The 22,718-nt window shown below is 66.7% G+C and carries 21 protein-coding genes; 14 read left to right on the top strand and 7 right to left on the bottom strand.

Annotated elements, in window-relative coordinates; translation table 11 throughout:
* Window positions 1–11 precede the first annotated feature (11 nt).
* From HV681_RS12580 to HV681_RS12570, 3 genes are read left to right on the top strand one after another with little or no spacing between them, the layout of a single operon-like run.
* Entirely contained in the window at window positions 12–986 is a 975-nt protein-coding gene (locus tag HV681_RS12580) for a Bug family tripartite tricarboxylate transporter substrate binding protein (protein ID WP_175123397.1), read from the top strand.
* Between the two features lie 20 nt (window positions 987–1,006).
* On the top strand, window positions 1,007–2,218 hold the full coding sequence (locus HV681_RS12575; protein ID WP_175123396.1) for a CaiB/BaiF CoA transferase family protein: 1,212 nt from the start codon (window positions 1,007–1,009) through the stop codon (window positions 2,216–2,218).
* A complete protein-coding gene (locus tag HV681_RS12570) occupies window positions 2,215–3,000 on the top strand; it encodes an enoyl-CoA hydratase/isomerase family protein (protein WP_175123395.1) in 786 nt (261 codons plus the stop codon). The genes HV681_RS12575 and HV681_RS12570 overlap by 4 nt, the downstream gene beginning before the upstream one ends.
* 2 nt (window positions 3,001–3,002) lie before the next feature.
* Here HV681_RS12570 and HV681_RS12565 read toward each other — a convergent pair whose 3' ends face one another.
* Window positions 3,003–3,806: an enoyl-CoA hydratase/isomerase family protein gene (locus HV681_RS12565; protein WP_175123394.1), complete on the bottom strand. Its 804-nt coding sequence runs from the start codon at window positions 3,804–3,806 to the stop codon at window positions 3,003–3,005.
* 254 nt (window positions 3,807–4,060) lie between these two features.
* Between HV681_RS12565 and HV681_RS12560 the strand changes: the two genes are divergently transcribed.
* The 8 genes from HV681_RS12560 to HV681_RS12525 are packed head-to-tail and all read left to right on the top strand — an operon-like array spanning window position 4,061 to window position 12,555.
* Window positions 4,061–4,885 carry an ABC transporter ATP-binding protein gene (locus HV681_RS12560; RefSeq protein ID WP_175123393.1) on the top strand — a complete coding sequence of 275 codons (825 nt, stop codon included), beginning with the start codon at window positions 4,061–4,063 and terminating at the stop codon, window positions 4,883–4,885.
* The gene (locus HV681_RS12555) at window positions 4,885–5,763 is read left to right on the top strand and encodes a branched-chain amino acid ABC transporter permease (RefSeq protein ID WP_175123392.1); all 879 of its coding nucleotides are present in this window, start codon (window positions 4,885–4,887) and stop codon (window positions 5,761–5,763) included. Before HV681_RS12560 ends, HV681_RS12555 begins: the two co-directional genes overlap by 1 nt.
* A gap of 3 nt (window positions 5,764–5,766) precedes the next feature.
* Complete coding sequence (locus HV681_RS12550) at window positions 5,767–6,804, top strand: branched-chain amino acid ABC transporter permease (RefSeq protein ID WP_175123391.1); 1,038 nt, start codon at window positions 5,767–5,769, stop codon at window positions 6,802–6,804.
* Between the two features lie 52 nt (window positions 6,805–6,856).
* Window positions 6,857–8,038, top strand: coding sequence for an ABC transporter substrate-binding protein (locus HV681_RS12545; protein ID WP_056318909.1), 1,182 nt, complete (start codon window positions 6,857–6,859; stop codon window positions 8,036–8,038).
* A 52-nt stretch (window positions 8,039–8,090) separates the two neighbouring features.
* Entirely contained in the window at window positions 8,091–8,912 is an 822-nt protein-coding gene (locus HV681_RS12540) for an ABC transporter ATP-binding protein (RefSeq protein WP_175123390.1), read from the top strand.
* A complete protein-coding gene (locus tag HV681_RS12535) occupies window positions 8,909–10,753 on the top strand; it encodes an AMP-dependent synthetase/ligase (protein WP_175123389.1) in 1,845 nt (614 codons plus the stop codon). The genes HV681_RS12540 and HV681_RS12535 overlap by 4 nt, the downstream gene beginning before the upstream one ends.
* A complete protein-coding gene (locus HV681_RS12530) occupies window positions 10,750–11,898 on the top strand; it encodes a thiolase family protein (RefSeq protein ID WP_175123388.1) in 1,149 nt (382 codons plus the stop codon). Before HV681_RS12535 ends, HV681_RS12530 begins: the two co-directional genes overlap by 4 nt.
* 6 nt (window positions 11,899–11,904) lie before the next feature.
* On the top strand, window positions 11,905–12,555 hold the full coding sequence (locus tag HV681_RS12525) for a TetR/AcrR family transcriptional regulator (RefSeq protein WP_175123387.1): 651 nt from the start codon (window positions 11,905–11,907) through the stop codon (window positions 12,553–12,555).
* Here the strand turns inward: HV681_RS12525 and HV681_RS12520 are convergent.
* From HV681_RS12520 to prfB, 4 genes are all read right to left on the bottom strand, one after another.
* A complete protein-coding gene (locus HV681_RS12520) occupies window positions 12,539–12,859 on the bottom strand; it encodes a preprotein translocase subunit TatB (RefSeq protein WP_175123386.1) in 321 nt (106 codons plus the stop codon). The genes HV681_RS12525 and HV681_RS12520 overlap by 17 nt on opposite strands.
* Before the next feature lie 15 nt (window positions 12,860–12,874).
* Window positions 12,875–14,398: a lysine--tRNA ligase gene (gene lysS, locus HV681_RS12515; RefSeq protein ID WP_175123385.1), complete on the bottom strand. Its 1,524-nt coding sequence runs from the start codon at window positions 14,396–14,398 to the stop codon at window positions 12,875–12,877.
* A gap of 10 nt (window positions 14,399–14,408) precedes the next feature.
* Window positions 14,409–15,164 (bottom strand): SDR family oxidoreductase, encoded by a 756-nt coding sequence (locus HV681_RS12510; RefSeq protein WP_175123384.1) that lies wholly within the window; start codon window positions 15,162–15,164, stop codon window positions 14,409–14,411.
* A gap of 43 nt (window positions 15,165–15,207) precedes the next feature.
* A protein-coding gene (gene prfB, locus HV681_RS12505; RefSeq protein ID WP_175123383.1) for a peptide chain release factor 2 occupies window positions 15,208–16,312 on the bottom strand; the annotation gives its coding sequence in 2 pieces (ribosomal slippage) (window positions 15,208–16,230 and window positions 16,232–16,312; 1,104 coding nt in all).
* 256 nt (window positions 16,313–16,568) lie between these two features.
* Between prfB and HV681_RS12500 the strand changes: the two genes are divergently transcribed.
* Window positions 16,569–17,879, top strand: coding sequence for an MFS transporter (locus tag HV681_RS12500; RefSeq protein ID WP_175123382.1), 1,311 nt, complete (start codon window positions 16,569–16,571; stop codon window positions 17,877–17,879).
* Between the two features lie 46 nt (window positions 17,880–17,925).
* Here the strand turns inward: HV681_RS12500 and recJ are convergent, their stop codons facing one another.
* Both recJ and HV681_RS12490 read right to left on the bottom strand, forming a co-directional pair.
* Window positions 17,926–19,626, bottom strand: coding sequence for a single-stranded-DNA-specific exonuclease RecJ (gene recJ / locus HV681_RS12495; protein ID WP_175123381.1), 1,701 nt, complete (start codon window positions 19,624–19,626; stop codon window positions 17,926–17,928).
* A complete protein-coding gene (locus HV681_RS12490; RefSeq protein WP_175123380.1) occupies window positions 19,608–20,558 on the bottom strand; it encodes a hypothetical protein in 951 nt (316 codons plus the stop codon). Before HV681_RS12490 ends, recJ begins: the two co-directional genes overlap by 19 nt.
* 130 nt (window positions 20,559–20,688) lie before the next feature.
* Between HV681_RS12490 and HV681_RS12485 the strand changes: the two genes are divergently transcribed.
* Both HV681_RS12485 and HV681_RS12480 read left to right on the top strand, forming a co-directional pair.
* Window positions 20,689–21,969, top strand: coding sequence for a lipoprotein-releasing ABC transporter permease subunit (locus HV681_RS12485; RefSeq protein ID WP_056318935.1), 1,281 nt, complete (start codon window positions 20,689–20,691; stop codon window positions 21,967–21,969).
* On the top strand, window positions 21,962–22,675 hold the full coding sequence (locus HV681_RS12480) for an ABC transporter ATP-binding protein (RefSeq protein ID WP_056562341.1): 714 nt from the start codon (window positions 21,962–21,964) through the stop codon (window positions 22,673–22,675). The genes HV681_RS12485 and HV681_RS12480 overlap by 8 nt, the downstream gene beginning before the upstream one ends.
* Window positions 22,676–22,718: the final 43 nt, after the last annotated feature.

Raw genomic sequence — 22,718 nt, 5'->3', positions numbered from 1 at the left:
CAGGAGACATCATGACGCTCAACAAACTGTTTGCCGCCTGCCTCGCTTGTTCGGCGCTGTCCGCGCCCGCGTTTGCGGAAGCGTGGCCCTCCAAGCCCATCACGCTTGTGGTGCCGTTTTCGGCGGGCGGGCCAACGGATTTCATCGCGCGCCTGGTGGCCGAGCCGCTGGCGCGTGAACTGGGCCAGCAGGTCATCGTGCAGAACAAGCCGGGCGCGAGCGGAAACGTGGGCTACCAGAGCGTGCTCAATGGTCCGGCCGATGGCTACACGCTGATGCACAACACGGTGGCCATGCAGGCCATCAATCCGCTGATGTATCCCAGCGCCAAGATGCATCCGCTGAAGGATTATGTGCCGGTCGGCACGACGGGCGCGATGCCGAACCTGCTGGTGGTGAACCCCGAGCGCACGCCCGTCAACACGCTGGCCGAGCTGGTCGAGCGCGGGCGCAGCGCGCCGCACGGCCTGAGCTACGCGACGTTCGGTCCTGGCAGCTCGCCGCGCGTGTACGGCGCGTCGCTGCAGAAGCTGGCCAATTTTCAGGCTGTGGGTGTGGCCTACAAGGGCAGCGCCAATGCCGTGACCGATGTGATCGGCGGGCAGGTCGACTTTCTGTTCGACAGCATGTCCACCAGCATCGGGCAGGTGCAAGGCGGCCGGTTGAAGGCGCTGGCCATTACGTCCGCCGAACGATCGCCGTTGCTGCCGAACGTGCCCACCTTGAAGGAAGCGGGCTACCCCAGTCTGGATTTGAAGTTCTGGTTCGCGTTGCAGACGCCCGCCGGCACGCCAGACGACGTCGTGCAGAAGCTGCGCGCCGCGGTCGCCAAGGTGGTGGGCAGCGACGCGTACCGCAAAGCGATGCAGGAGCGCGGGGCCGAGGCCTTTCAGGTGGCGCCGGCCAAGCTGGATGACTTCTTCAAGCAGGAAACCGCGCAGTGGACGCAGGCCGCGAACACCATTGGGCTGAAGGCGGAACAGTGAACACGGCAGGCGGGCATCGCATGACTCAATTGAAGAACATCACGGTCCTGGACCTGAGCAAGGTGCTTGCGGGGCCGCTGTGCGGGCAGTATCTGGGCGAGCTTGGCGCGCGCGTGATCAAGGTCGAACCGGTGGGCACCGGCGACGATACGCGGGCGTGGTTGCCGCAGGATGCGGGCCAATCCGCGACCTTTCTGGCCGTCAATCACAACAAGCGCAGCCTGGCGGTGGACTTGAAGTCCGAGGCGGGGCGGGCGGTGGTGCATCGCCTGGCCGCGCAGGCCGACGTCGTGCTGCAGGGATTTGGCGGCAAGACCGCCGCGCGGCTGGGCGTGGATTACGAGACGCTGGCTGGCATCAACCCGCGCCTCGTGTATTGCGAGATCTCGGGCTATGGCCGTGAAGGCCCGATGGGCGAGGAGCCCGGCTACGACGTCATGCTGCAAGCCTTCAGCGGCATGATCAGCACGATGGGCGATCCGGGCGGCAATTTTGCGCGTGCCAGCTTTTCGCCCGTGGATCTGGGCACCGGTTCGTTTGCGCTGAGCGGGATTCTGGCGGCGCTGCTGGAGCGCGGCCAGACGGGCAAGGGGCAGTATCTGGACGTGTCGCTGCTGGATACGTCGTTGGGCCTGATGTCCTACATGGCGCAGAACTATTGGCGCACGGGCAAGGTGCCCCGCCGTATGGGCACCGGGCATCCGGCCATGTGTCCTTACCAGGCCTTTCGCGCATCCGATGGCGATCTGATGCTGGGGGTGGGCAACGACGCGCAGTGGCGGCGTTTCTGCGCGGCGGCGGGGCTGCAGGATTATGTGGATGCGCCGGCGTTTGCGACCAATGCCGAACGTGTCCGCAACTTTGATGCGACGGTTGCCCTGGTGCAGTCGTGCATCGAGACGCGCACGGTGGCGCAATGGCTCGACTTGCTCAAGCCGGCGGGCATTGCCTGTTCCGCCATTCACACGTTGGACCAGGCGCTGGCGCATCCGCAGGTCGCGACGCGTGAGTTGATCGTGACGAGCCAGCATCCGGTCCTGGGCGAGGTGCGCAACGTAGGCCTGCCCGTGCGATTCGGACGGCAGCCGCGCGTCGCTGCGCGGCCCGCGCCGATGCTGGGCGAGCACAGCCGCGAGATCCTTGCGGAACTGGGCTTTGACGCATCGGAGGTCGCAGCGATGCTGGCAACCGGCAGCGTGCAGCAACACACCGGCCACGGAGATGCAAAATGAGTCCTTTGCGTTATGAAGTCCGCGACAGCATTGCGGAAATTCATCTGTGCCATGCGCCCGTCAACGCGCTGGACGTGGGCGTGCTGGACGCGCTGATCGGCGCGCTGGACGAGGCAAATGCGGATCCGTCCGTGCGCGCGGTGCTGCTGGCGAGCGGTCTGCCGGGCCGATTCTGCGCGGGGCTGGATATGAAGCAGCTGCTGCAAAGCACGCCCGCGCGCGTGCGCGAGTTGTTGACGCGGCTCTACATCAAGCTGTATGACGCGCAGTTCAATCTGACCAAGCCGTCGATATCCGTCGTGTCGGGCGCGGTGCGCGGCGGCGGCATGACGGTCGCGATTTCCAGCGACATGATTGTGGCGGCCGACACCGCGACGTTCGGTTATCCGGAGATCGACGTGGGTGTGCTGCCCGCCATTCATTACGTGCATCTGCCGGCCATCGTCGGCAAGCACCGGGCGTTCGATCTGCTGTTCACCGGCCGCACCTTCGACGCGCACGAGGCGCACGCGATGGGCCTGGTGACGCGCGTGGCGCCGGAGGCCGAGCTGCTGGATCAAGCGCGCGCGCTGGCGCGGTCGCTGGCCGACAAGCCCCCGGAAGTCCTGGCGATGGGACGGCGCGCATTCGTGTACAGCAACGACAACGAGTACCGGCGCCGGGTCGCGACGGCGGTGGAGGTGTTCTGCAACGCCGCTGCCACGCCGGAGGCGCACGAAGGCTTGAGCGCCTTCGTGCAGAAGCGCGCGCCCGACTGGGCCAGCGTCGCCGAGGCGCGCTAGCGCTACTGGCCGGTGAAACGGGGAGGGCGCTTTTCGCGGAACGCCGCGACGCCCTCCGCGAAGTCCGCCCGCGCGGCCGACTGCAGAAAGCGTGCGGTCTCTTCGGCAAGCTGCGTTTCCAGCGGCGCGTGCGCGGCACTGCGCAGCAATGCCTTGGCGCCTGCAATGCCGTGCGGTGCGTGGCGGGCGAGATCCTGCGCATAAGCCTGCGCCGCAGCCGCCAGTTCACCGGCCGGCGCGGTGCGCGTGATGATGCCCCACGCCTGCGCCTCGTCAGCGGTGAACGCGTCGTGCCGCAACAGAAGATCAAGCGCGCGCTTGGGACCGGCGGCGCGGATGAGGCCATGCGTCATGCCGGCATCGGGCGTGGCGCCGAGCTTCAGGTAGGCCGTCATGAAGCGTGCGCCGGCTTCGGCGATGGCCAGATCGCAAGCCAGCACCAGCGACAGGCCCGCGCCCGCTGCCACGCCGTGCACCTGCGCGAGCCAGACCTTGTCCATGCGCGGAATGCGCGCGACGAAATCATTGAGTGGCGTGAAGAGATCCGACAGCGTGGCGCGCACCGTTGCCGTGTCGCCCGTGAACATGCTGATGTCGCCGCCCGCGCAGAAGGCCTTGCCCACGCCGCGCAACAGCACGACCTTCACGGCGTCGCGCGTTTCGAGCCACTGCGCGGCCCGCAGCAGGTCGCGGGCCATGGCGACATCGATGGCGTTGAGCGCGTCCGCCCGGTTCAGCGTCAGAGTGGCGAGGGCGCCGTCGGTCTCCAGCAACAGCGTCTGGAACTCCGGTAGTTCCTGGGTCATGGCGAGTCTCCGTTGTCGGGTAAATACCAACTGTCGATCAAAAAACCGCGATGCTATGGTCTGAACCGAGCGCTTGCTTGGTTGGGGTTCGAGCTCGCTTAGCGTAACGCATAGAACGATTTTCCGGCGCTGTACTGGCGAAGGTAAAGACAGGTTCGTTGCATCACCTGCCTCGCAGGGTCGCCAGGTTCACCGTCGTAAAAAATGCCCGCCTCAGGCGGCAAAAAAACTTCGCATCAAAAGCGGGGAGACAAATGGTGGATCAGTCCGACAGGCCTGCGTTGCTGGAGGCCGAGGGGGTGACGCTGGCGTTCGGCGGGGTGAAGGCGCTCACCAATGTGGGCTTTCGCGTCGCGCCCGGCTCCATCACCACGGTCATCGGCCCGAACGGCGCCGGCAAGACCTCGCTGTTCAACACGATCTCCGGGTTCTACAAACCGGCCGCCGGACGCATCCGCTTCGAGGGCCGCGACATCACGCGCGTGCATGCGCCGGAACGCGCCAGGCTTGGGCTGGCGCGCAGCTTCCAGAACATTGCGTTGTTCCGCGGCATGACGGTGCTGGACAACATCAAGCTGGGCCGCCACGCGCATCTGCGCACCAACGTGCTGGATGCGCTGTTCTACCTGGGCCGCGCGCGCCGCGAGGAAATGGCGCTGCGGGCGGACATCGAAGAACGCATCATCGACTTCCTGGAGATCGACCATATCCGCCACGCGCCGGTCGCGGCGCTGTCGTATGGGCTGCAAAAGCGGGTGGAGCTGGCGCGGGCGCTGGCGATGCAGCCGAAGGTGCTGATGCTGGACGAGCCGGTTGCCGGCATGAACCGCGAAGAGACGGACGACATGGCGCGCTTCATTCTGGATGCGCGCTCTGAATGGGGCGTGACCGTGCTGATGGTGGAGCACGACATGGGCATGGTGATGGACCTGTCGGATCACGTCGTGGTGCTGAACTTTGGGCAGGTGATCGCCCATGGCACGCCGGCAGAGGTGCAGGCCAATCCCGAGGTCATCAAGGCGTATCTGGGCGCGGGCGACGTGGGCGATCTGCGCCGGCGGTTGCGGGAGGCAGCCTGATGGACTGGCTGTTCCTGCTGGAGGTGTCGCTGGCCGGGCTGGGCAGCGGCGGCCTGTATGCCCTGGCCGCGCTGGCGTTCGTGATCGTGTACAAGGCGACCCGCGTGGTCAACATCGCCATCGGCGAGTTCCTGATGCTGGGCGCCTACGTGTTCTACGCGTTTGCGACGGGCATGGAGTGGCCGATCTGGCTGGCCATCGTCGGCGCGGTCGTCGTGTCCGGCGCGCTGGGCGCCGTTGTCGAGCGCCTGACGATACGGCCGATGCTGGGCGAATCGCCGATCTCCGTCTTCATGATCACTGTGGGCCTCGCGTCGATTCTGGTCGGCGCGGTCGAACTCATCTGGACGGCCGATCAGCGGCGCCTGCCGGAGTTCATGCCGCGCGCGCCCGTCATGGTGGGCGAGGCGTTCGTGGCGCCCAAAGTGTTCTACGGCTTCTGGGTGGCGGTGGTGCTGGCGCTGCTGGTGCTGGTGGTGTTCCGCTACTGGCGCGGCGGCGTGGCGCTGCGCGCGACCGCGTCGGATCAGGGCGCGGCCTATGCGATGGGCATCAACGTGCCGCGCGTGTTTTCGCTGGCGTGGGTGACGGCGGGCGCCATTGCCGCGGTGTCAGGCGTGATCGTGGGCGCGATCGGCGGCATTTCGTCGTCGATGGGCGTGTTCGGGCTGTCGGTGCTGGTGGTGGTGATCGTGGGCGGCCTGGACAGCGTTGCCGGCGCGCTGGTTGGCGGCATCTTCATCGGCCTGCTGGAAGCGTGGGCCGGCGCGTATCTGGGGGGCGAGTACAAGCTGCTGGCCACGTTCGTCGTGCTGGTGGTCGTGCTGATGGCCAGGCCCTATGGCTTGTTCGGCACCCGTGAAATCGAGAGGCTTTGATCCATGCGCATCGCGACCGCCAAGCAGACTTACCTGGCCGACGAGGCGCTTTTCGACACGCGCACGCAGCACGTGTGGCTGGCGCTGCTGGCGGCCTCGCTGGTGCTGTTTCCCTTTGTGGCGAACGCCTATTGGCTGTATCTGGCGTGCCTGGTCGCCATCAACATCGCCAGCGCGACGGGGCTGAACATCCTGACCGGCTACACCGGGCTGGTCAGCCTGGGGCAGGCGGCTTTCATGGGCCTGGGCGCGTACACCGTGGCGGTGATGGAGCTGCACCTGGGCACGCCGGTTCTCGTCAACCTGCTGGCCGGCGGCATCGTGGCAATGCTGGGCGGGCTGCTGGTCGGCATACCCTCGTTGCGGGTGAAAGGACTGTACCTGGCGATTTCCACGATCGCCGCGTCCTTCATCGCGCATTTCATCTTTGCAAACTGGCAATTCACCGGCGGGACGAGCGGCCTGCAGGTGCCGCCGGCTCGCATCCTGGGCATGGACCTGGACACCTCGTTCAAGATCTACTGGCTGATCGTGCCGGTGACCGTGCTGATGGTGCTGGGCGCGGCCAATCTGTTCCGCACGCGCATCGGCCGGGCGTTCATCGCGATCCGCGACCGCGACATTTCCGCCGAGGTGCTGGGCATCCGGCTCTTGCGCTACAAGCTGTTGTCCTTCGGACTGTCCTCGTTCTACGCCGGCGTGGCGGGCGGTTTGTGGGCGTACTTTTTCCGCGTGGTCACGCCCGAGAGCTTTCCGCTCATCATGTCGATCTTCTTTCTGGCGGCCATCATCGTGGGCGGCATGGGCTCGATTCTGGGATCCATCCTGGGCGCCATCTTCATGACGATGGTGCCCGAGTTCCTGAAGCTGGTTGTCGGCTGGCTGCCGGTGGGCGGCGACGCACTGCGGCTGATATCGCCGGTGCGCACCATTGTTTTCGGCCTGCTGATCGTGGGCTTCCTGATCTTCGAGCCGCACGGGCTCGCGGAAATCTGGCGGCGCGTGCGCCGATTCTTTCACCTATGGCCATTTCGCACGTAGCGCGATGCGTGCGGCGTGACGGCGGCCATCTATAAGACCCAGGAGACAAACCATGAAGCGCATCCGGATAGGCAGCGGTTTATCGAGATTGTTGGCCCCGTTGGGCCTGGCGGCAGCACTGGCGGCGGCGCCCGCCGCGCAGGCGGCCGAGGATCTGGTGCTGGGCGGCTCGATCCCGCTGAGCGGCGTGTTCGCCTTTGCGGGGCAGGGCATCCACGCCGGGATCACGGATTACGTGAAGATCATCAACGACCAGGGCGGCATCAAGGGCCGCAAGCTGCGTTACGTGCCGGAGGACACCGCGTACAAGGTGGACGCGTCGGTGGCGGCGTTCAAGAAGATCACCAGCCAGAACAAGGTCAATTTCTATTACGGCGATTCGACGGGCTTTTCCAAGACCATCAACGCCGAGCTGAACCGAACGGGCGACATCCTGATGACGGGCGCGTCGTTTGCGACCGAACTGAATGACCCGGCCAAGTATCCCGCCCAGTTCATGCTGGGGCCGGATTACACCGAGATGTTCGGCATCCTGCTGCGCTACATCGCCAAGGAGCAGCCGGGCGCCAAGGTGGCGTTCGTGTATTCGGACACGGAGTTCGGCCGCGACCCGATCGCCAGTTCGCGTGCGGTGGCCGAGAAGCTGGGCCTGAAGGTGGCGACCGAAATCATGACGCCGCCGGGCAGCGTGGACGTGTCGACAGAAGTCATCAAGCTGCGCCGCGCGGATCCGGACTTCACCATCTTCCATGGCTACGTGCTGGCGCCGATTCCCGAGTTCGTGGGGCAGGGCAAGCGCATGGGGCTGAAGACGCGCTACATGGGCACATTCTGGACGATGGACAACTCGACCGTGATGCAGATGGGCGAGGATGCCGAAGGCTTCATGGGTGTGATGCCGTATCGCTATTACTACGACCAGGCGGCCGACGCGCCGATGCTCAAGAAGATCCGCGAAATGCGGCCGCAGTACCAGAGCACGGGCTACATGCAGGGGTTCCTGGCAGCCATGCTGTTTTCCGAGGTCGCCAAGCGCACGCTGGACGCCGGCAAGGAACTGACCGCGGCCAACATGAAGGCGTCGCTGGATGGCATCAAGGACTTCGATACGGGCGGGCTGATCGGCGTGCCGATCACCATCAAGGGCAACTCGATACCCGTGGGCCGGATCTATCGCGCGGACGTCAAGCAGAAGCAGATGGTGCCGGCGTCCGACTGGATCGTGCTCAAGTGAGGCTGCCGTGAATCCGGGACATGACGCGCGGGGGCCAGAGGTGCGAGCGGGCGTGACCACCACGGCGCCGCCCAAGGCGGTGCTCGACATCAACAACATCGAGGTCGTCTACAACAAGGCGGTGCAGGTGCTGCGCGGCTTGTCCCTGTCGGTGCCGGCCGGCAGCATCGTGGCGCTTCTGGGCAGCAACGGGGCCGGCAAATCGACCACGCTCAAGGCCGTGTCGGGACTGCTGGACCTGGAGGACGGCGAGCTGGTGCGGGGCCATATCGTGTTCGGCGGCGGCGATACGGCGGGCATCAAGCCGCAGAACCTGGTGCGATCGGGCCTGGCGCACGTGATGGAAGGCCGGCGCGTGTTCGAGGACCTGACGGTGGAAGAGAACCTGGTGGCGGCGACGTATGCGCTGACCGGACGGAAGGCGGCACGCGCGGACTTCGATCTGGTCTACGGTTATTTCCCGCGGCTGTTCGAGCGGCGGCGCGGGCTAGCCGGTTACCTGTCCGGCGGCGAGCAGCAGATGCTGGCGATCGGTCGCGCGCTGATCGCCCAGCCCACGCTGATGCTGCTGGACGAGCCGTCGCTGGGACTGTCGCCGATGCTGGTCGAAAGCATCTTTTCGATCATCGCGCGCATCAATAGCGAACAGGGGGTGTCGATGCTGCTGGTGGAGCAGAACGCGTCCGTGGCGCTGGCAGTGGCGCATTACGGCTACATCATGGAGACCGGCAAGGTGGTGATCGACGGTTCCGCGGACAAGCTGGCGGCGGACCCCGACGTGCGCGAATTCTATCTGGGCATCGGCGGCTCGGGCGAGGCTCGGGGCTTTCGCGACATCAAGCACTACAAGCGCCGCAAGCGCTGGCTGTCATGAAGGACGCGCATACCGATCCGGGCGGCTGGCCGCCGTTGACGCTGCCGCAGATGCTGCGCGAGCAGGCGCGCCGGCAGCCGTCCGCCGTCGCGATCCGGCAGAAGGAGTTCGGCATCTGGAAGCCCATGACGTGGGATCAGTACTGGCAGCGCGCCTGCCGCGTCGGCCTGGGACTGCGCGCGCTGGGGCTTAGCGTGGGCGGGCGGGTTGCCATCGTCTCGGACAACCGGGTGGAATGGCTGCTGACGCAGATGGGCGCCTGCGCGGCCGGCGGTGTGGCGGTCGGGGTCTATTCCACCAGCCCGGCCGAGGAAATGGGCTACGTGCTGGCGCATGCGGATGTGGAACTGGTGGTGTGCGAAGACCAGGAGCAGACGGACAAGGTGCTGCAGGTGGCGGACAGGCTGCCGCATCTGCGCCGCATTGTGGTGATCGAAACGAAGGGCCTGCGATCGTATGCCGACGCGGATCGGGCGCGCATTGTGACCTTTGCCGAGGTCGGGGCCGATGGCGGCCAGCGCGAGGCGGTGGAACTGACCGCGCTGAACACGATGCTGGACGGACAGCAACTGGACGACACCGGGTTGATGATCTACACGTCCGGTTCGACCGGCAAACCGAAGGGCGCGATGCTGAGCTATCGCAACATGCGCGGCGTGGCGCCCGGCATTGCCGATCGCCTGTCGATGGATGCGTCCAGCGTGCACCTGTCGTACCTGCCGCTGTGTCACGTCGCCGAGCAGATGTTGTCCACGTTCGTGCCCATCTATTTGGGTTCGCAGGTGAATTTTGGCGAGTCGCTGCGCACCGTGCAGGAAGACCTGCGCGAAGTCGCGCCGACGATTTTTCTGGGTGTGCCGCGCATCTGGGAAAAGCTGCACGCCGCAATATCGATCAAGATGCAGGAGGCCGGACCGGTGCAGCGGTGGCTGTACGCCCGTGCGCTGGCGCAGTGCGCGCCGTTCCTGGAAAAGTCCCCCGCGCAGTACCAGCTGGGCGAACGGCTGACGCACTGGCTGTGGTATTGGCTGGTGCTGCGCGCCTTGCAGAACTTCATCGGGCTGCGGCGCGTGCGGGTGGCGATGACGGGCGCCGCGCCGATCCCGCCGGACGTCGTGCGCTACTTTCGGACGCTGGGCGTGCCGCTGGTCGAGGTGTACGGCCTGACGGAGTCGACCGGGATGATCTTTGGCCAGCATCCGGACCGCGTGAAAGTGGGCACGGTGGGCGAGCCGATCCTCGGCGTGGAATGGCGCATCGGTGAGGCCGGTGAACTCCTGGTGCGCGGCGACATGGTGTTCCAGGGTTATTACAAGAACCCTGAAGCGACGGCCGACACCGTGCGCGACGGCTGGTTGCACACGGGCGATGTCGTGGCCGAGGAGGCCGGGCGCGTGCGCATCGTGGACCGGCTCAAGGACATCATGATCACCGCGGGCGGCAAAAACCTGACGCCGTCCGAAATCGAGAACGCGGTCAAGGGCAGCCCGTACGTCAAGGAGTGCATCGTCATCGCCGACGGCAGGAAGTACGTGTCTGCGCTGATCCAGCTGGAGTTCGACACGGTCGGCAAATGGGCCGAATCGCGGCGCATCGCATTCACGCATTTCCGGTCGCTGGCCGAATGCCCGCAAGTGCGCGAGCTGGTGCAGCAGGAGGTCGCGCGGGCCAACGCCGGGTTGGCGCCGGTGTCGCAGATCAAGCGTTTTCATCTGTTGACCAAGGAACTGGACCACGACGACGGCGAGGTGACGGCGACGATGAAGGTGCGGCGCGCTAGCATCTACCGCGCGTACGCCAACGAAATTGAAACGCTCTACGTTGAGGAGACGACGGCATGAACCAAGCCGTGATCCTGGAAGCCGTGCGCACGCCGTTCGGGCGGCGCGGCGGATGGTGGGCGCAGACGCGGCCGGACGCGCTGCTGGCCGAGACCGTGCAGGGACTGCTGGCGCGCGCGGCGCTGCCCGGCGACAAGGTCGAGGACCTGATCGCCGGCTGCGTCAGCCAGGCGGGTGAGCAGGGCGCAAACATCGGGCGGCTGGCGGCCATGTTGGCCGGGCTGCCGGAGAGCGTGCCGGGCGTGGCGCTCAACCGTATGTGCGGGTCCAGCCAGCAGGCCGTGCATTTCGGTGCGCAGGCTATTGCCGCGGGCGACATGCGCTACGTGGTCGCGGGCGGCGTCGAGAGCATGAGCCGCGTGCCCATGTTCCTGGACGTGACGCTGGGCCAGACGGAATTCCGGGGCTTTGAATCGCTGAACCCGGCGCTGCTGGCGCGGTATCCGCTGATCCATCAGATAGAGAGCGCGGAGCGCATCGCCAGCCATTGGGGGCTGTCGCAGGCCGAGATGGATCAGTGGGCGCGGGAGAGCCACGCGCGGGCCTGGGTGGCTGCCAGCGCCGGACTTCATGCGGAGTTGCTGCCCGGCACGCCGGCGCTGCGCGACGAGGGCATCCGCGAGACCACGGACGCGGCCCGCATGGCGGCCATGGCGCCGGCGTTGCGGCCGCCGGGTCAGGGGGGCGTCACCGCGGCCAATGCGAGCCAGCTCGCCGACGGCGCAGCGGCGGTGCTGCTGGCCGACAAGGATACGGCCCTGGCCGACGGCTTGCGGCCGCGGGCGCGATTCCTGGCGCGCGTCGCGGTGGGGTCGGATCCCGTGATGCAGTTGACGGGTGTGATCCCGGCGGCGCGGCAAGCGCTGTCGCGCGCCGGCCTGGCGCTGGAGGACATCGACTGGATCGAGATCAACGAGGCCTTTGCAAGCGTGGTGCTGGCCTGGCAGCGCGAACTGGGCGCCGACCTGGCGCGCGTGAATCCGTGGGGCGGCGCCATTGCGCATGGCCATCCGCTGGGCGCCACGGGCGCGGGTTTGATGGCCAAGATGCTGGCCGGACTGGAGGCCACCGAAGGGGAACTGGGCATGCAGCTCATGTGCATCGGCCACGGCATGGCGACCGCGACCATCATCCAGAGGGTTTGACGCGCCATGGACAAGACCGGGACCGCCTCGCCGCGGGACGATGGTGCGGAGACCGAGCGGCGGCGGGAACTGGTCCTGGCCGCCGGCCGGCTTTTCAGCAAGCATGGCTACGAGCGCACGACGGTGCGCGAACTGGCCAAGGCCGTGGGGCTGCAATCGGGCAGTCTGTTTCATCACTTTCGCAGCAAGGAGGAGATCCTGGTCGCCGTCATGAACAACGGCATCCAGGAAGTGATCGACCTCGGCGGCAAGGCGCTGGCCAGCTATGTCGAGCCGGAGGACCGCCTGGCGGCGCTATTCCGCGTGCACATGTGGAGCATGCTGCACGGCGCGGGCGGGGACGCGATGAACGCACTGGTGTACGAATGGCGCAGCCTGTCCGCGCCCAGTCAGGCGGCCGTGAAGGGGCTTAGCGATCGCTACGAGGCGATGTGGCAGTCGGTGGTCGCGGGGGCGGTGGAGGCGGGATTGCTGCAGGGGGACGCACGCGTCATCAAGCGATGCGTGCTGGGCGCAATGAACTTGACGGTGCAGTGGTACAAGCCGGGCGGCCGGCTGGCGCCCGCCGCGTTCATCGACGCCATGCTGCAAGCGTCATTGCCGGCGTTGCCGGCGGGTGCGGGCAGGTGGCCCGTGGACCCTAACCCCGCCGCTTGAGGAATGCGCCGACGGCGCAGGCCACCGACAAGGCCAGCAGCGAGGCCGCAACCGGCAGCAGGAAATCGGCTTCGCCGTGATAGCCGCCGCCGGTGACGCCGCCTGCCACGCCGCCCATCCAGAGCAAGGCGGTCAGAATGGCCGCGATCAGCGAGATGGCGGTGGCGACGCACAGGACGATGAATACCGGCCGCCGCGCGGGGATGGTCCGGTAGGGGGCGCCCGGCTGGATGCGGCGGGGTTGCTTGATCCAGTAGACCAGCCCCGCCACGACCAGCAGCAGCATCAGGATCTTAAAGATCATGATGCGCTCCGGGGATCAGTCTTCACGGCGCAGGTGCGGGAAGAGGATGACGTCGCGGATGCTGGGGCTGTCGGTCAGCAGCATGACCAGGCGGTCGATGCCGATGCCGCAGCCGCCCGTCGGGGGCATGCCGTATTCCAGGGCGCGGATGTAGTCCGCGTCGTAGAACATGGCTTCTTCGTCGCCGGCGTCCTTGGCTTCGACCTGCGAGCGGAAGCGTTCGGCCTGGTCTTCGGGGTCGTTCAACTCCGAGAAGCCGTTGGCGATTTCGCGGCCGGTCATGAAGAGTTCGAAGCGCTCGGTGATGCCTTCGCGGGTATCGGAGGCGCGCGCCAGCGGCGAGACTTCGACGGGGTAGTCGATGATGTAGGTGGGGTTCCAGAGCTTGGCTTCGGCGGTCTCTTCGAACAGCGCCAGTTGCAGTGCGCCCAGCCCGGCGCGCGAAAGCACGGGGCCGTCGGCGTCCGCGCCCAGCTTCTTCAGTTCGGCGCGCACGAACGCCGGGTCATCCAGCTGGGCCTGCGTGTAGCCGTCGGCGTACTTGAGGATGGCTTCGCAGATGGTCAGGCGGTCGAAGGGCTTGGACAGGTCAAGCTCGCGTTCCTGGTAGGTCAGGACGGCGCTGCCGCTGGCCGAGATGGCGGCCTGGCGGATCAGTTCTTCGGTGAAGTCCATGAGCCAGCGGTAGTCCGCGAAGGCTGCGTAGAACTCCATCATCGTGAATTCGGGGTTGTGCCGCGGGCTGACGCCTTCGTTGCGGAAGTTGCGGTTGACTTCGAACACGCGTTCAAAGCCGCCGACGATCAGGCGCTTGAGGTAGAGCTCGGGCGCGATGCGCAGGAACATTTCCATGTCCAGCGCGTTGTGGTGCGTGACGAAGGGCTTGGCCGCCGCGCCGCCCGGGATCGGGTGCAGCATGGGCGTTTCGACTTCGAGGAAGCCCGCGTTCAGCATGAACTGGCGGATGCTGCCCACGGCCTTGCTGCGCGCTTCAAACGTGCGGCGCGTGGCGTCGGTCATGATGAGGTCGACATAGCGCTGGCGATAGCGCAGTTCCTGGTCGGCAACGCCGTGGAACTTGTCGGGCAGGGGGCGCAGCGACTTGGACAGGAGGCGCGCGGACGCGGCGTGCACCGACAGTTCGCCCTTGTTGGTCTTGAAGACCGACCCTTCGATCGCGATGATGTCGCCGATGTCCCATTGCTTGAACGCGGCGTAGACGTCTTCGCCGAGCGTGCCGCGGTCCAGGTAGATCTGGATGCGGCCGGTGCTGTCCTGCAGCGTGGCGAAGCTGGCCTTGCCCATGACGCGCTTGAGCATCATGCGGCCGGCGACCTTGACGGTGACGGCGGCGGCGGCCAGGGCTTCCTGTTCCTCGCCGTCGTACTTGTCATGCAGGGCCGCGGCGCGGGCGTCCGGGACGAAATCGTTGGGGTACGCGACCCCGGTTTCGCGCAGTTTGGCCAGCTTGGCACGCCGTTCGGCGATCAAGCGGTTTTCATCCTGGGCGGGAGCCGGAGTGGTCGAGTGGTCGGTCATGGTCGGGGGATCAGTCGTAATTGCGGATGTCGTCGATTTCGGTCGTGCCGAAATCTTCGCGATCCAGGTAGGCGAGGATGCGGGAGGCTACGTTGGCGGGCGAGGACAGCTTGCCGGTGGCATGGAAGTCCTGGAACTTGGCCAGCGCAGGGAAGCTTTCGACGGAGCTGGCGCGGATGGCAGCCTGCATGTCGGTGTCGACGATGCCGGGGGCCAGCGCGACGATGCGCGCGCCGTCGGCGCCTTGTTCCTGCTTGACGACGCGGGCGTGCATGTCGAGCGCGGCCTTGGTGGCGCAGTACACGCCCCAGCCCGCGTTCGGGTTGCGGCCCGCGCCGGAGGAGATGTTCAGCACGCGGCGGTCGGCCTTGATGTCGGCGACGGCGGCGAGGAAGCGCGCCGTGAGCAGCATGACGGCGGTGACGTTCAGGTTGAAGGCGGCGGAGATGGCCGCGCCGTCGGTGAGTTCGTCGGTGCGCGCCACGGGATGCACCGTGCCCGCGTTGTTGATCAGCAGATAGCGCTTGGCGTCGCGCGGGAGCGCGGCGCAGATGCGTTCGGCCGCGGATTCGGCCGCTTTCAGGTCCGAGAGGTCCACGGACAGTTGTTCCAGCTGCACATCCTGCGAGCGCGCGTGGGCGGCGAGCTCGGGGTCTTCGCGGCGCGCCAGCGTGATGAGGCGGGTGCCGGGTTTGACCAGGCCGCGCGCCATGGCGGCGCCGATGCCGCGCGAGGCGCCGGTGAGAATTGCAATGGTGTCGGACATTCGTGGACCTCTGGGTGCGTGAAAGCGGGAAGAATCGCGGAACTTAGACGTTTTGCTTCAGGCTGGCCTGGATGAAGGGATCCAGGTCGCCGTCCAGCACCTTCTGCGTGTTGGAGATTTCGACGTTCGTGCGCAGGTCCTTGATGCGGCTTTGGTCCAGCACGTACGAACGGATCTGATGGCCCCAGCCCACGTCGGTCTTGGAGTCTTCCAGCTTCTGCTGCTCGGCCATGCGGTTGCGCATTTCCAGTTCGTAGAGCTTGGACTTCAGCATCTGCATGGCTTCGGCGCGGTTGCGGTGCTGCGAACGGTCGTTCTGGCACTGCACGACGATGCCGGTGGGGATGTGCGTCAGACGCACGGCCGAGTCGGTCTTGTTGATGTGCTGGCCGCCCGCGCCCGAGGCGCGGTAGGTGTCGACGCGCAAGTCGGCGGGGTTCACTTCGACTTCGAAGGAATCGTCGACTTCCGGGTAGACGAAGACGCTGGCGAACGACGTGTGGCGGCCGCCCGACGAGTCGAAGGGGCTCTTGCGGACCAGGCGGTGCACGCCGGTTTCGGTGCGCAGGTAGCCGAAGGCGTAGTCGCCTTCGATCTTGATCGTGGCCGACTTGATGCCCGCGACTTCACCGTCGGATTCTTCAAGGATCTCGGCCTTGAAGCCCTTGCGTTCGGCGTACTTGAGGTACTGGCGCAGCAGCATCGACGCCCAGTCCTGCGCTTCCGTGCCGCCCGCGCCCGCCTGGATGTCCAGGAAGCAATTCAGGGGATCGGCCGGATTGGAGAACATGCGGCGGAATTCCAGGGCTTCGAGCTTTTCCTGGAAGGCGTTGGCGTCCAGTTCGATCGCTTCGAGCGTGTCGCCGTCATCGTCGGCGGCGGCCATTTCGAAGAGTTCCTGGGAATCGGCCACGCCGGCGCCCAGGCTCGTCAGTGTTTCCACCACGTCCTCGAGCGATTTCTTTTCACGGCCCAGGTCCTGGGCGTGCTTGGGGTCGTTCCAGACGGCCGGGTCTTCGAGCTCGGCGTTTACGACGTGGAGGCGTTCAGCTTTGGCATCGTAGTCAAAGATACCTCCGTAGAGCCTGTTCGCGCTCCGCGTAGTCGGCGAGGCGGGCTGCGAGCTGGTTCTGACGTTCGGCTTCCATGATTGATCCTATCCTGATGACTTTTGTGCGAAACCTGGCATTTTACCGTGGATGGACCGACTGCGCGGGCGCACGGCGGCAGACGGGGGACGGGCCCGATTTCGGCCGCCGGCGACGCGGTTCCAAGTTGTTCAGTTTTTTGTCAACCCGACGGCTCTAGCCTTGGCGGGTGGCTGCGATGTCCCTGTTTGGGACCGCCGACCCCGAAAACGCCGGCCCCGCGCCGGCCTATCCCGCCAGAGGAATGGAGACAGAGATGGAAAACACGATGACCCCCGGGGTCTCGCCGGCGCTTGACGCCAGCGAAGAGGACCGGATCTACCGCAAGGTGGGCTGGCGGCTGGTGCCGCTGTTGGTGGTCTGCTATGTGGTGGCGTACCTGGACCGCGTCAACGTGGGGTTCGCCAAGCTGCAGATGCTGCAGGAACTGCAGTTCAGCGAGACGGTGTACGGGCTGGGCGCCGGGATTTTCTTCATCGGCTATTTCATCTTCGAGATTCCCAGCAACATCATCCTGCACAAGGTGGGGGCGCGGATCTGGATCGCCCGGATCATGATCACGTGGGGCATTATTTCGGCCTGCATGATGTTCGTGACCAGCGAGCATATGTTCTATCTGCTGCGCTTTCTGCTGGGCGCGGCCGAGGCGGGGTTCTTTCCCGGCATCATCCTGTATCTCACCTATTGGTATCCGGCTGCCCGGCGCGGCCGCATCACCACGTTCTTCATGACCGCGGTGCCCATGTCCGGCCTGATCGGCGGCCCGATCTCGGGATGGATCATGGCGACCTTCCACGGCGACCACGGACTGTCGGGCTGGCAATGGCTGTTTCTGCTGGAGGGGATTCCGTCGGTGGTGATTGGGGTGCTGGTGCTGATCTATCTGGACGACCGCATCAACAAGGCCAAGTGGCTGACGGCCAATGAAAAGGCCGTGCTGATCCGCAATATCGCGGCCGAGGAACAGCAGAAGGAGGATCCGCCGATCCGCGCCGCGCTGACCAAGCCGCGCGTGTGGGCGATGGCGCTGATCTATTTTTCGTTCGTGATGGGCCTGTACGGCGTGGGGTTCTGGATGCCGAGCCTCATCAAGAACACCGGGGTGCAGAGCCCGCTGGCGATTGGCCTGCTGACGGCGGTGCCCAACCTGTTCGCCGTGATCGGCATGATCCTGATCTCGCGCAATTCCGACCGGCAGCGCGAGCGCCGCTGGCACGTCGCCTTGCCGGCGCTGTTCGGCGCGGTGGGGCTGTTCCTGTCGGCGGTGTGGAGCGGTAACACCGTGCTGGCGATTCTGGCGCTGACGGTGGCCAACATCGGCATCTGCACGGTGCTGCCGCTGTTCTGGAGCCTGCCGACGGCGCTACTGGGCGGCACGGCCGCCGCCGCGGGGATTGCGCTGATCAATTCGGTGGGGAACCTGGCCGGCTTTGTCAGCCCGTATCTGGTGGGCTGGCTGAAGGATATGACCGGGACGACGAACACCGGGCTGTACATGCTGGCCGGCTGCCTGGTGGTGGGCGCGCTGGCGGCGCTGGCGCAGCCGGCGAAGCTGGTGAACAAGTAACGTTGCTGGTGGACGGTGTCTGATGGGTGTCAGACACCGTCGCGCATTATCCGGCGTGTTCGATCACTAGCTGCACCGACACCATCCCGTTCCACACGTTCTGTTCCAGGCGGTACGCCGCCTGGATGTGTTCCGGCAGGGACTGGTCGTGGCCGAACCAGATGGCGTCGAAACGTTGGTGGCCGCGTTCCAGGGACAGCTTCAGATGCTTTTCGCCGACCAGACGCTGGTTGCGCACGACAAACTCGTCCAGGAACAGGGGGGCGGCGAAGCCTGCGCCCCAGACCTGCTGTTGCAGCATCCCGGCCACGTCGGCGTTGGCGTAGCCGGTTTCCAGCGAGCCGTCGGTTTCGATGACGGGCTCGAAGGAATCGCGTCCGGTCAGTTCGCGCACGGCGGCGTCGAAGGCGGGGGCGAAGGTCGGGAAATCGGACTTGCCCAGCGTCAGGCCGGCCGCCATGGCGTGGCCGCCGAACTTGCGGATCAGGTTGGGATGGCGCTTGGATACGAGGTCCAGCGCATCGCGCAGGTGCACGTCCGGGATCGAACGGCCGGAGCCGCGAATCTCGTCGTCGCCGGCCGGCGCGAAGGCCAGGGTGGGGCGCCAGAATTTCTCTTTCAGGCGTGAGGCGACCAGCCCCACGACGCCCTGGTGCCAGCCCGGGTCGAACACGCAGACGGTGGCGCCGGCGGTGGCATCGGGCGCTTCCATGGCGGCCAGCGCCTGCTCGCGCATCTCGGCTTCGATCGTGCGACGTTCGCGGTTGATGTTGTCCAGCTCGCGCGCCATCTCCAGCGCCTGCGCCTCGTCGTCCGTGGTCAGGCAGGCAATGCCCAGGCTCATGTCCGCCAGGCGGCCCGCGGCGTTGATGCGCGGTCCGAGCGCGAAGCCCAGGTCGAAGCCATTGGCGCTGCGCGGCTCGCGGCCAGCGACGGCAAAGAGCGCGCGTAGCCCAGGTTGCAGACGGCCGCTGCGCATGCGCTGCAGGCCCTGCGTGACCAGGAGCCGATTGTTGGCGTCCAGTTTGACGACGTCGGCCACCGTGCCCAGCGCAACCAGATCGGACAGCGCGTCCAGGCGCGGTCCGCCGTCCGGCGCGTAGACGCCGCGCCGGCGCAGTTCGGCGCGCAGCGCCAGCATCATGTAGAAGATGACGCCCACGCCGGCCAGGTTCTTGGACGGAAAGCCGCAGCCGGGCTGGTTGGGGTTCACGATGGCCAGCGCGTCCGGCAGGGTGTCGCCGGGCAGGTGGTGATCGGTGATGACCACGCCGATGCCGGCGTCATTGGCCGCAGCCACGCCGTCGACGCTGGCGATGCCGTTGTCGACCGTGATGATGATGTCGGGCTTGCCCGCGCGGTGGCGGCAGGCCAGTTCGACCACGGCCGGGGAAAGGCCGTACCCGGTCTCGAAACGATTAGGCACCAGGAAGTCGACGTCGGCGCCCATCGCGGACAGCGCGCGCAGGCCGACGGCGCAGGCGGTGGCGCCGTCGCAATCGTAGTCGGCCACGATCAGCAGCTTTTTCCCGGCCTGGATGGCGTCGGCCAGGACGGCGGCCGCGTGGGCCGAATGGGTCAATCCAGCCGGCGGCAGCAAGGACGGCCAGGCGAGGCGGGTCTGGTCCGGATGCGTCACGCCGCGCGCGGCCCACAGGCGGGCCAGCAGGGGGTGGATGCCGGAGGATTCGAGGACGTGGCAGGCGGCCAGATCGGCCGGACGGATGGTTAAGCGGGGTGAGACCACCAGGCGCTCCAGTTCTTCTTGGGCGCGGGCAGCAAGCCAAGCAGGCCCCCGCGCGGTTTCAGGTCAAGGGCAACCTTGCGGTCATCGCCCAGCAGCAGCAGTTGCACCGGCGTGGCGGGCAGGCCTTTGGCGGCGGCCAGCGGACGCAGATGCTGCGTATCGAGTTCGGTCAGCGCGTCGAGCCACGCGGCCCAGTCGCCGGCGCGTTGCGGCGCGTCCAGTTGCGTCAAAACTTGCGCCGGGCCGGCGGGCGCCGCCGTCCAGGGCGTACCGCCGCCGTACAGCCACAGCGCGTTGACGGGCGGCAGGCCGCGGGCGGCCCGGACGTCGTTGACCGGGTGTTCGTGCCACGCCATCTGGATTTCGTTCAGCAGGCGCCGCCACGGGCGCGTTTCGGCATCCTGGCGCCACCAGTCGTTCAGGCGCTTTCCGGCCACGGCCAACGGACTGGCGGTCTGGGGGTGCAGGTCCGCCGGCAGGCGCAGGCGCCAGCGCTGCGGCGACAGCGGCTCGACCGAGAATCCGGTGCCTTCAAATATAGGGCGCGCAGTGTCGAGCAGGGCGGCCGTTTCCGACTCGGTCAGGTCCATCGAATCCGGATCCAGCAGCGACGCCTGATCCGCGCCTAGCGCAAGGTGGACCAGTTCGCATAGCCAGACGGGTTCGTCAGCCAGTGTGTGGGATTGTTGCCCGGCCAGCAGCGGGCCGAGCCCGGCGCTTTGCAGCAGGCCAGGTTCGGGCGCATACCCGGCGCGCTCCAGCTGCCACGATTCGAAGGCGGTGCAACCGTGGGCGCGCAGGTCGTAGGCCTGGGGGCGAGCGGTCGCAGCCTGTAGCCAGCCGTGCAGGGTGGGCGCGCGCTCGGGCAGAAGCTTGGCCAGTTCGGCGGCGACGGGAAGGGCGGGCAAGGCGCCCGGAATGACGATCAGCATGGCGGCGATTGTAGTCCGCGCCGGGATGGGGAACTTAGCGCCGCGGCCAACTGCCATACGTTGTCACGCCTGGTCTAGGATCCGCACATCCGCGGGGCGATTTACGGGCGGTTAATGCAATAATGCGCACGTGCTGAAAATACCCTACGAACTATGGATCGGCGCCCGCTATGCGGGGCTTGCCCGGATCCGCCAGCGACGCGGCCGCCGCGATCGCTTCATCTCCTTCATTGCCGCCAGTTCCATGGCGGGCATCGCGCTGGGCGTTGCCGCCCTGATCGTGGTGCTGTCCGTGATGAACGGGTTCCAGAAAGAAGTGCGCGACCGCATGTTGTCGGTGCTGCCGCACATCGAACTCTATCTTCCCGGCGCATCCCCCGAACGGGTGCTTGAGCAGTGGCAGCAGTTCGCCACCGCCGCCGAGCGCAATCCCGAAGTCAAGGCCGGCGCGCCCTTCGTGGCGGCGCAGGGCATGCTGGTCCGGGGGCAGGCGTTGCGCGGCGTGCAGGTGCGGGGCATCGACCCTGCCACCGAGGGCAACGTGTCGGACCTGCCGCGCCAGATGGTGTCGGGCAAGCTGACCGACCTGAAACCCGGCGGCTTCGGCGTCGTGCTGGGCAACGAGCTGGCCGACGGCATGGGCGTCAAGGTCGGCGACACGCTGCTGATGATGGCGCCGCAGGGCTCGATCAGCCCGGCCGGGTTTGCCCCGCGCATGCGCCAGTTCACCGTGGTGGGCGTGTTCTCGTCGGGCCACTACGAATACGATTCTTCGCTGGCGTTCGTGGACAACGAAGATGCGGCGCGCGTCTTCCGCGAAAGCGGCACCGCCGGCGTGCGTCTGCGCATTGCCGACATGCAGAAAGCCCCCGAAGTGGCGGCCGAACTGCGCAACGTCCTGCCGCCGTACGTCATGGCCAGCGACTGGTCGCGCAACAACCGCACGTGGTTCGCCGCGGTGCAGACCGAAAAGCGCATGATGTTCCTGATCCTGGCGCTGATCGTGGCCGTGGCGGCGTTCAATCTGCTGTCCTCGCTGGTCATGGCCGTCAAGGACAAGCAATCCGACATCGCCATCCTGCGCACGCTGGGCGCGGGTCCCGGCGAAGTGGCCCGCATCTTCCTGGTGCAAGGCGCGCTGATCGGCGTGATCGGCACCTTGCTGGGCGTGGCCGGCGGCATTGCCATTGCGTACAACGTGGACGTGATCGTGCCGTTCATCGAACGCATGCTGGGCGTGCATTTCCTGCCGCGCGAAATCTACTTCATCAGCGCGCTGCCGTCCGATCCTCAGGTGGGCGACATCGTCACCATCGGCGTGACCTCGCTGGTGCTGTCGCTGCTGGCGACCTTGTATCCGAGCTGGCGCGCCTCGCGCCTGCAACCCGCACAGGTGCTGCGCCATGATTGATACCCCGACGCAGAAACCGCAGGCCGGCACGACGCCGGCGCTGCAGGCCGAAAACATCGTCAAGGTCTACGACGAAGGCCCCGCCCGGATCGAAGTGCTCAGCAATGTCAGCCTGTCCGTCGCGCGCGGCGAGATGGTCGCCATCGTGGGCGCGTCGGGGTCCGGCAAAAGCACCTTGCTGCACATTCTGGGGCTGCTCGACGTCCCGACCAGCGGCTCGGTATCGGTTGACGGCCAGGTGGGCATCGGGCTGTCCGAGTCCAAGAAAAGCGCGGTGCGCAACCGCAGCCTGGGCTTCGTCTACCAGTTCCACCACCTGCTGGCCGAGTTTTCGGCGCTGGACAATGTGGCGATGCCGCTGATCGTGCGCCGCGAGAACCGCGACAAGGCCCGCGAGGCGGCACGAGAAGTGCTCGGATTGGTCGGCCTTTCCGCCCGGGAAGGGCACTTTCCCGGCCAGTTGTCCGGCGGCGAACGGCAGCGCGTGGCGCTGGCGCGCGCGCTGGTGACTCGGCCGGTGTGCGTACTGGCGGACGAGCCCACGGGCAACCTGGACCGGCACACTGCCCACAACATGTTCGAACTGCTGACGCGGGTGAACCAGGAGTCGGGCACGGCATTTGCGATCGTCACCCACGATCCCGAGCTTGCCGCCCGCGCCGACCGTCAGTTGCTGATGGAAAACGGCCGCCTGGTGTCAGGCTAGCCCGGTCCGCAGCGAAAGTCGTCAGCGCGGGTCCGCGCGACGG

It is taken from the genome of Achromobacter animicus (assembly GCF_902859585.1).
Classification (GTDB): domain Bacteria; phylum Pseudomonadota; class Gammaproteobacteria; order Burkholderiales; family Burkholderiaceae_B; genus Achromobacter; species Achromobacter animicus.
The sequence above is the reverse complement of the archived record's forward strand: the minus strand, read 5'-3'. Positions and strand labels throughout refer to the sequence as shown.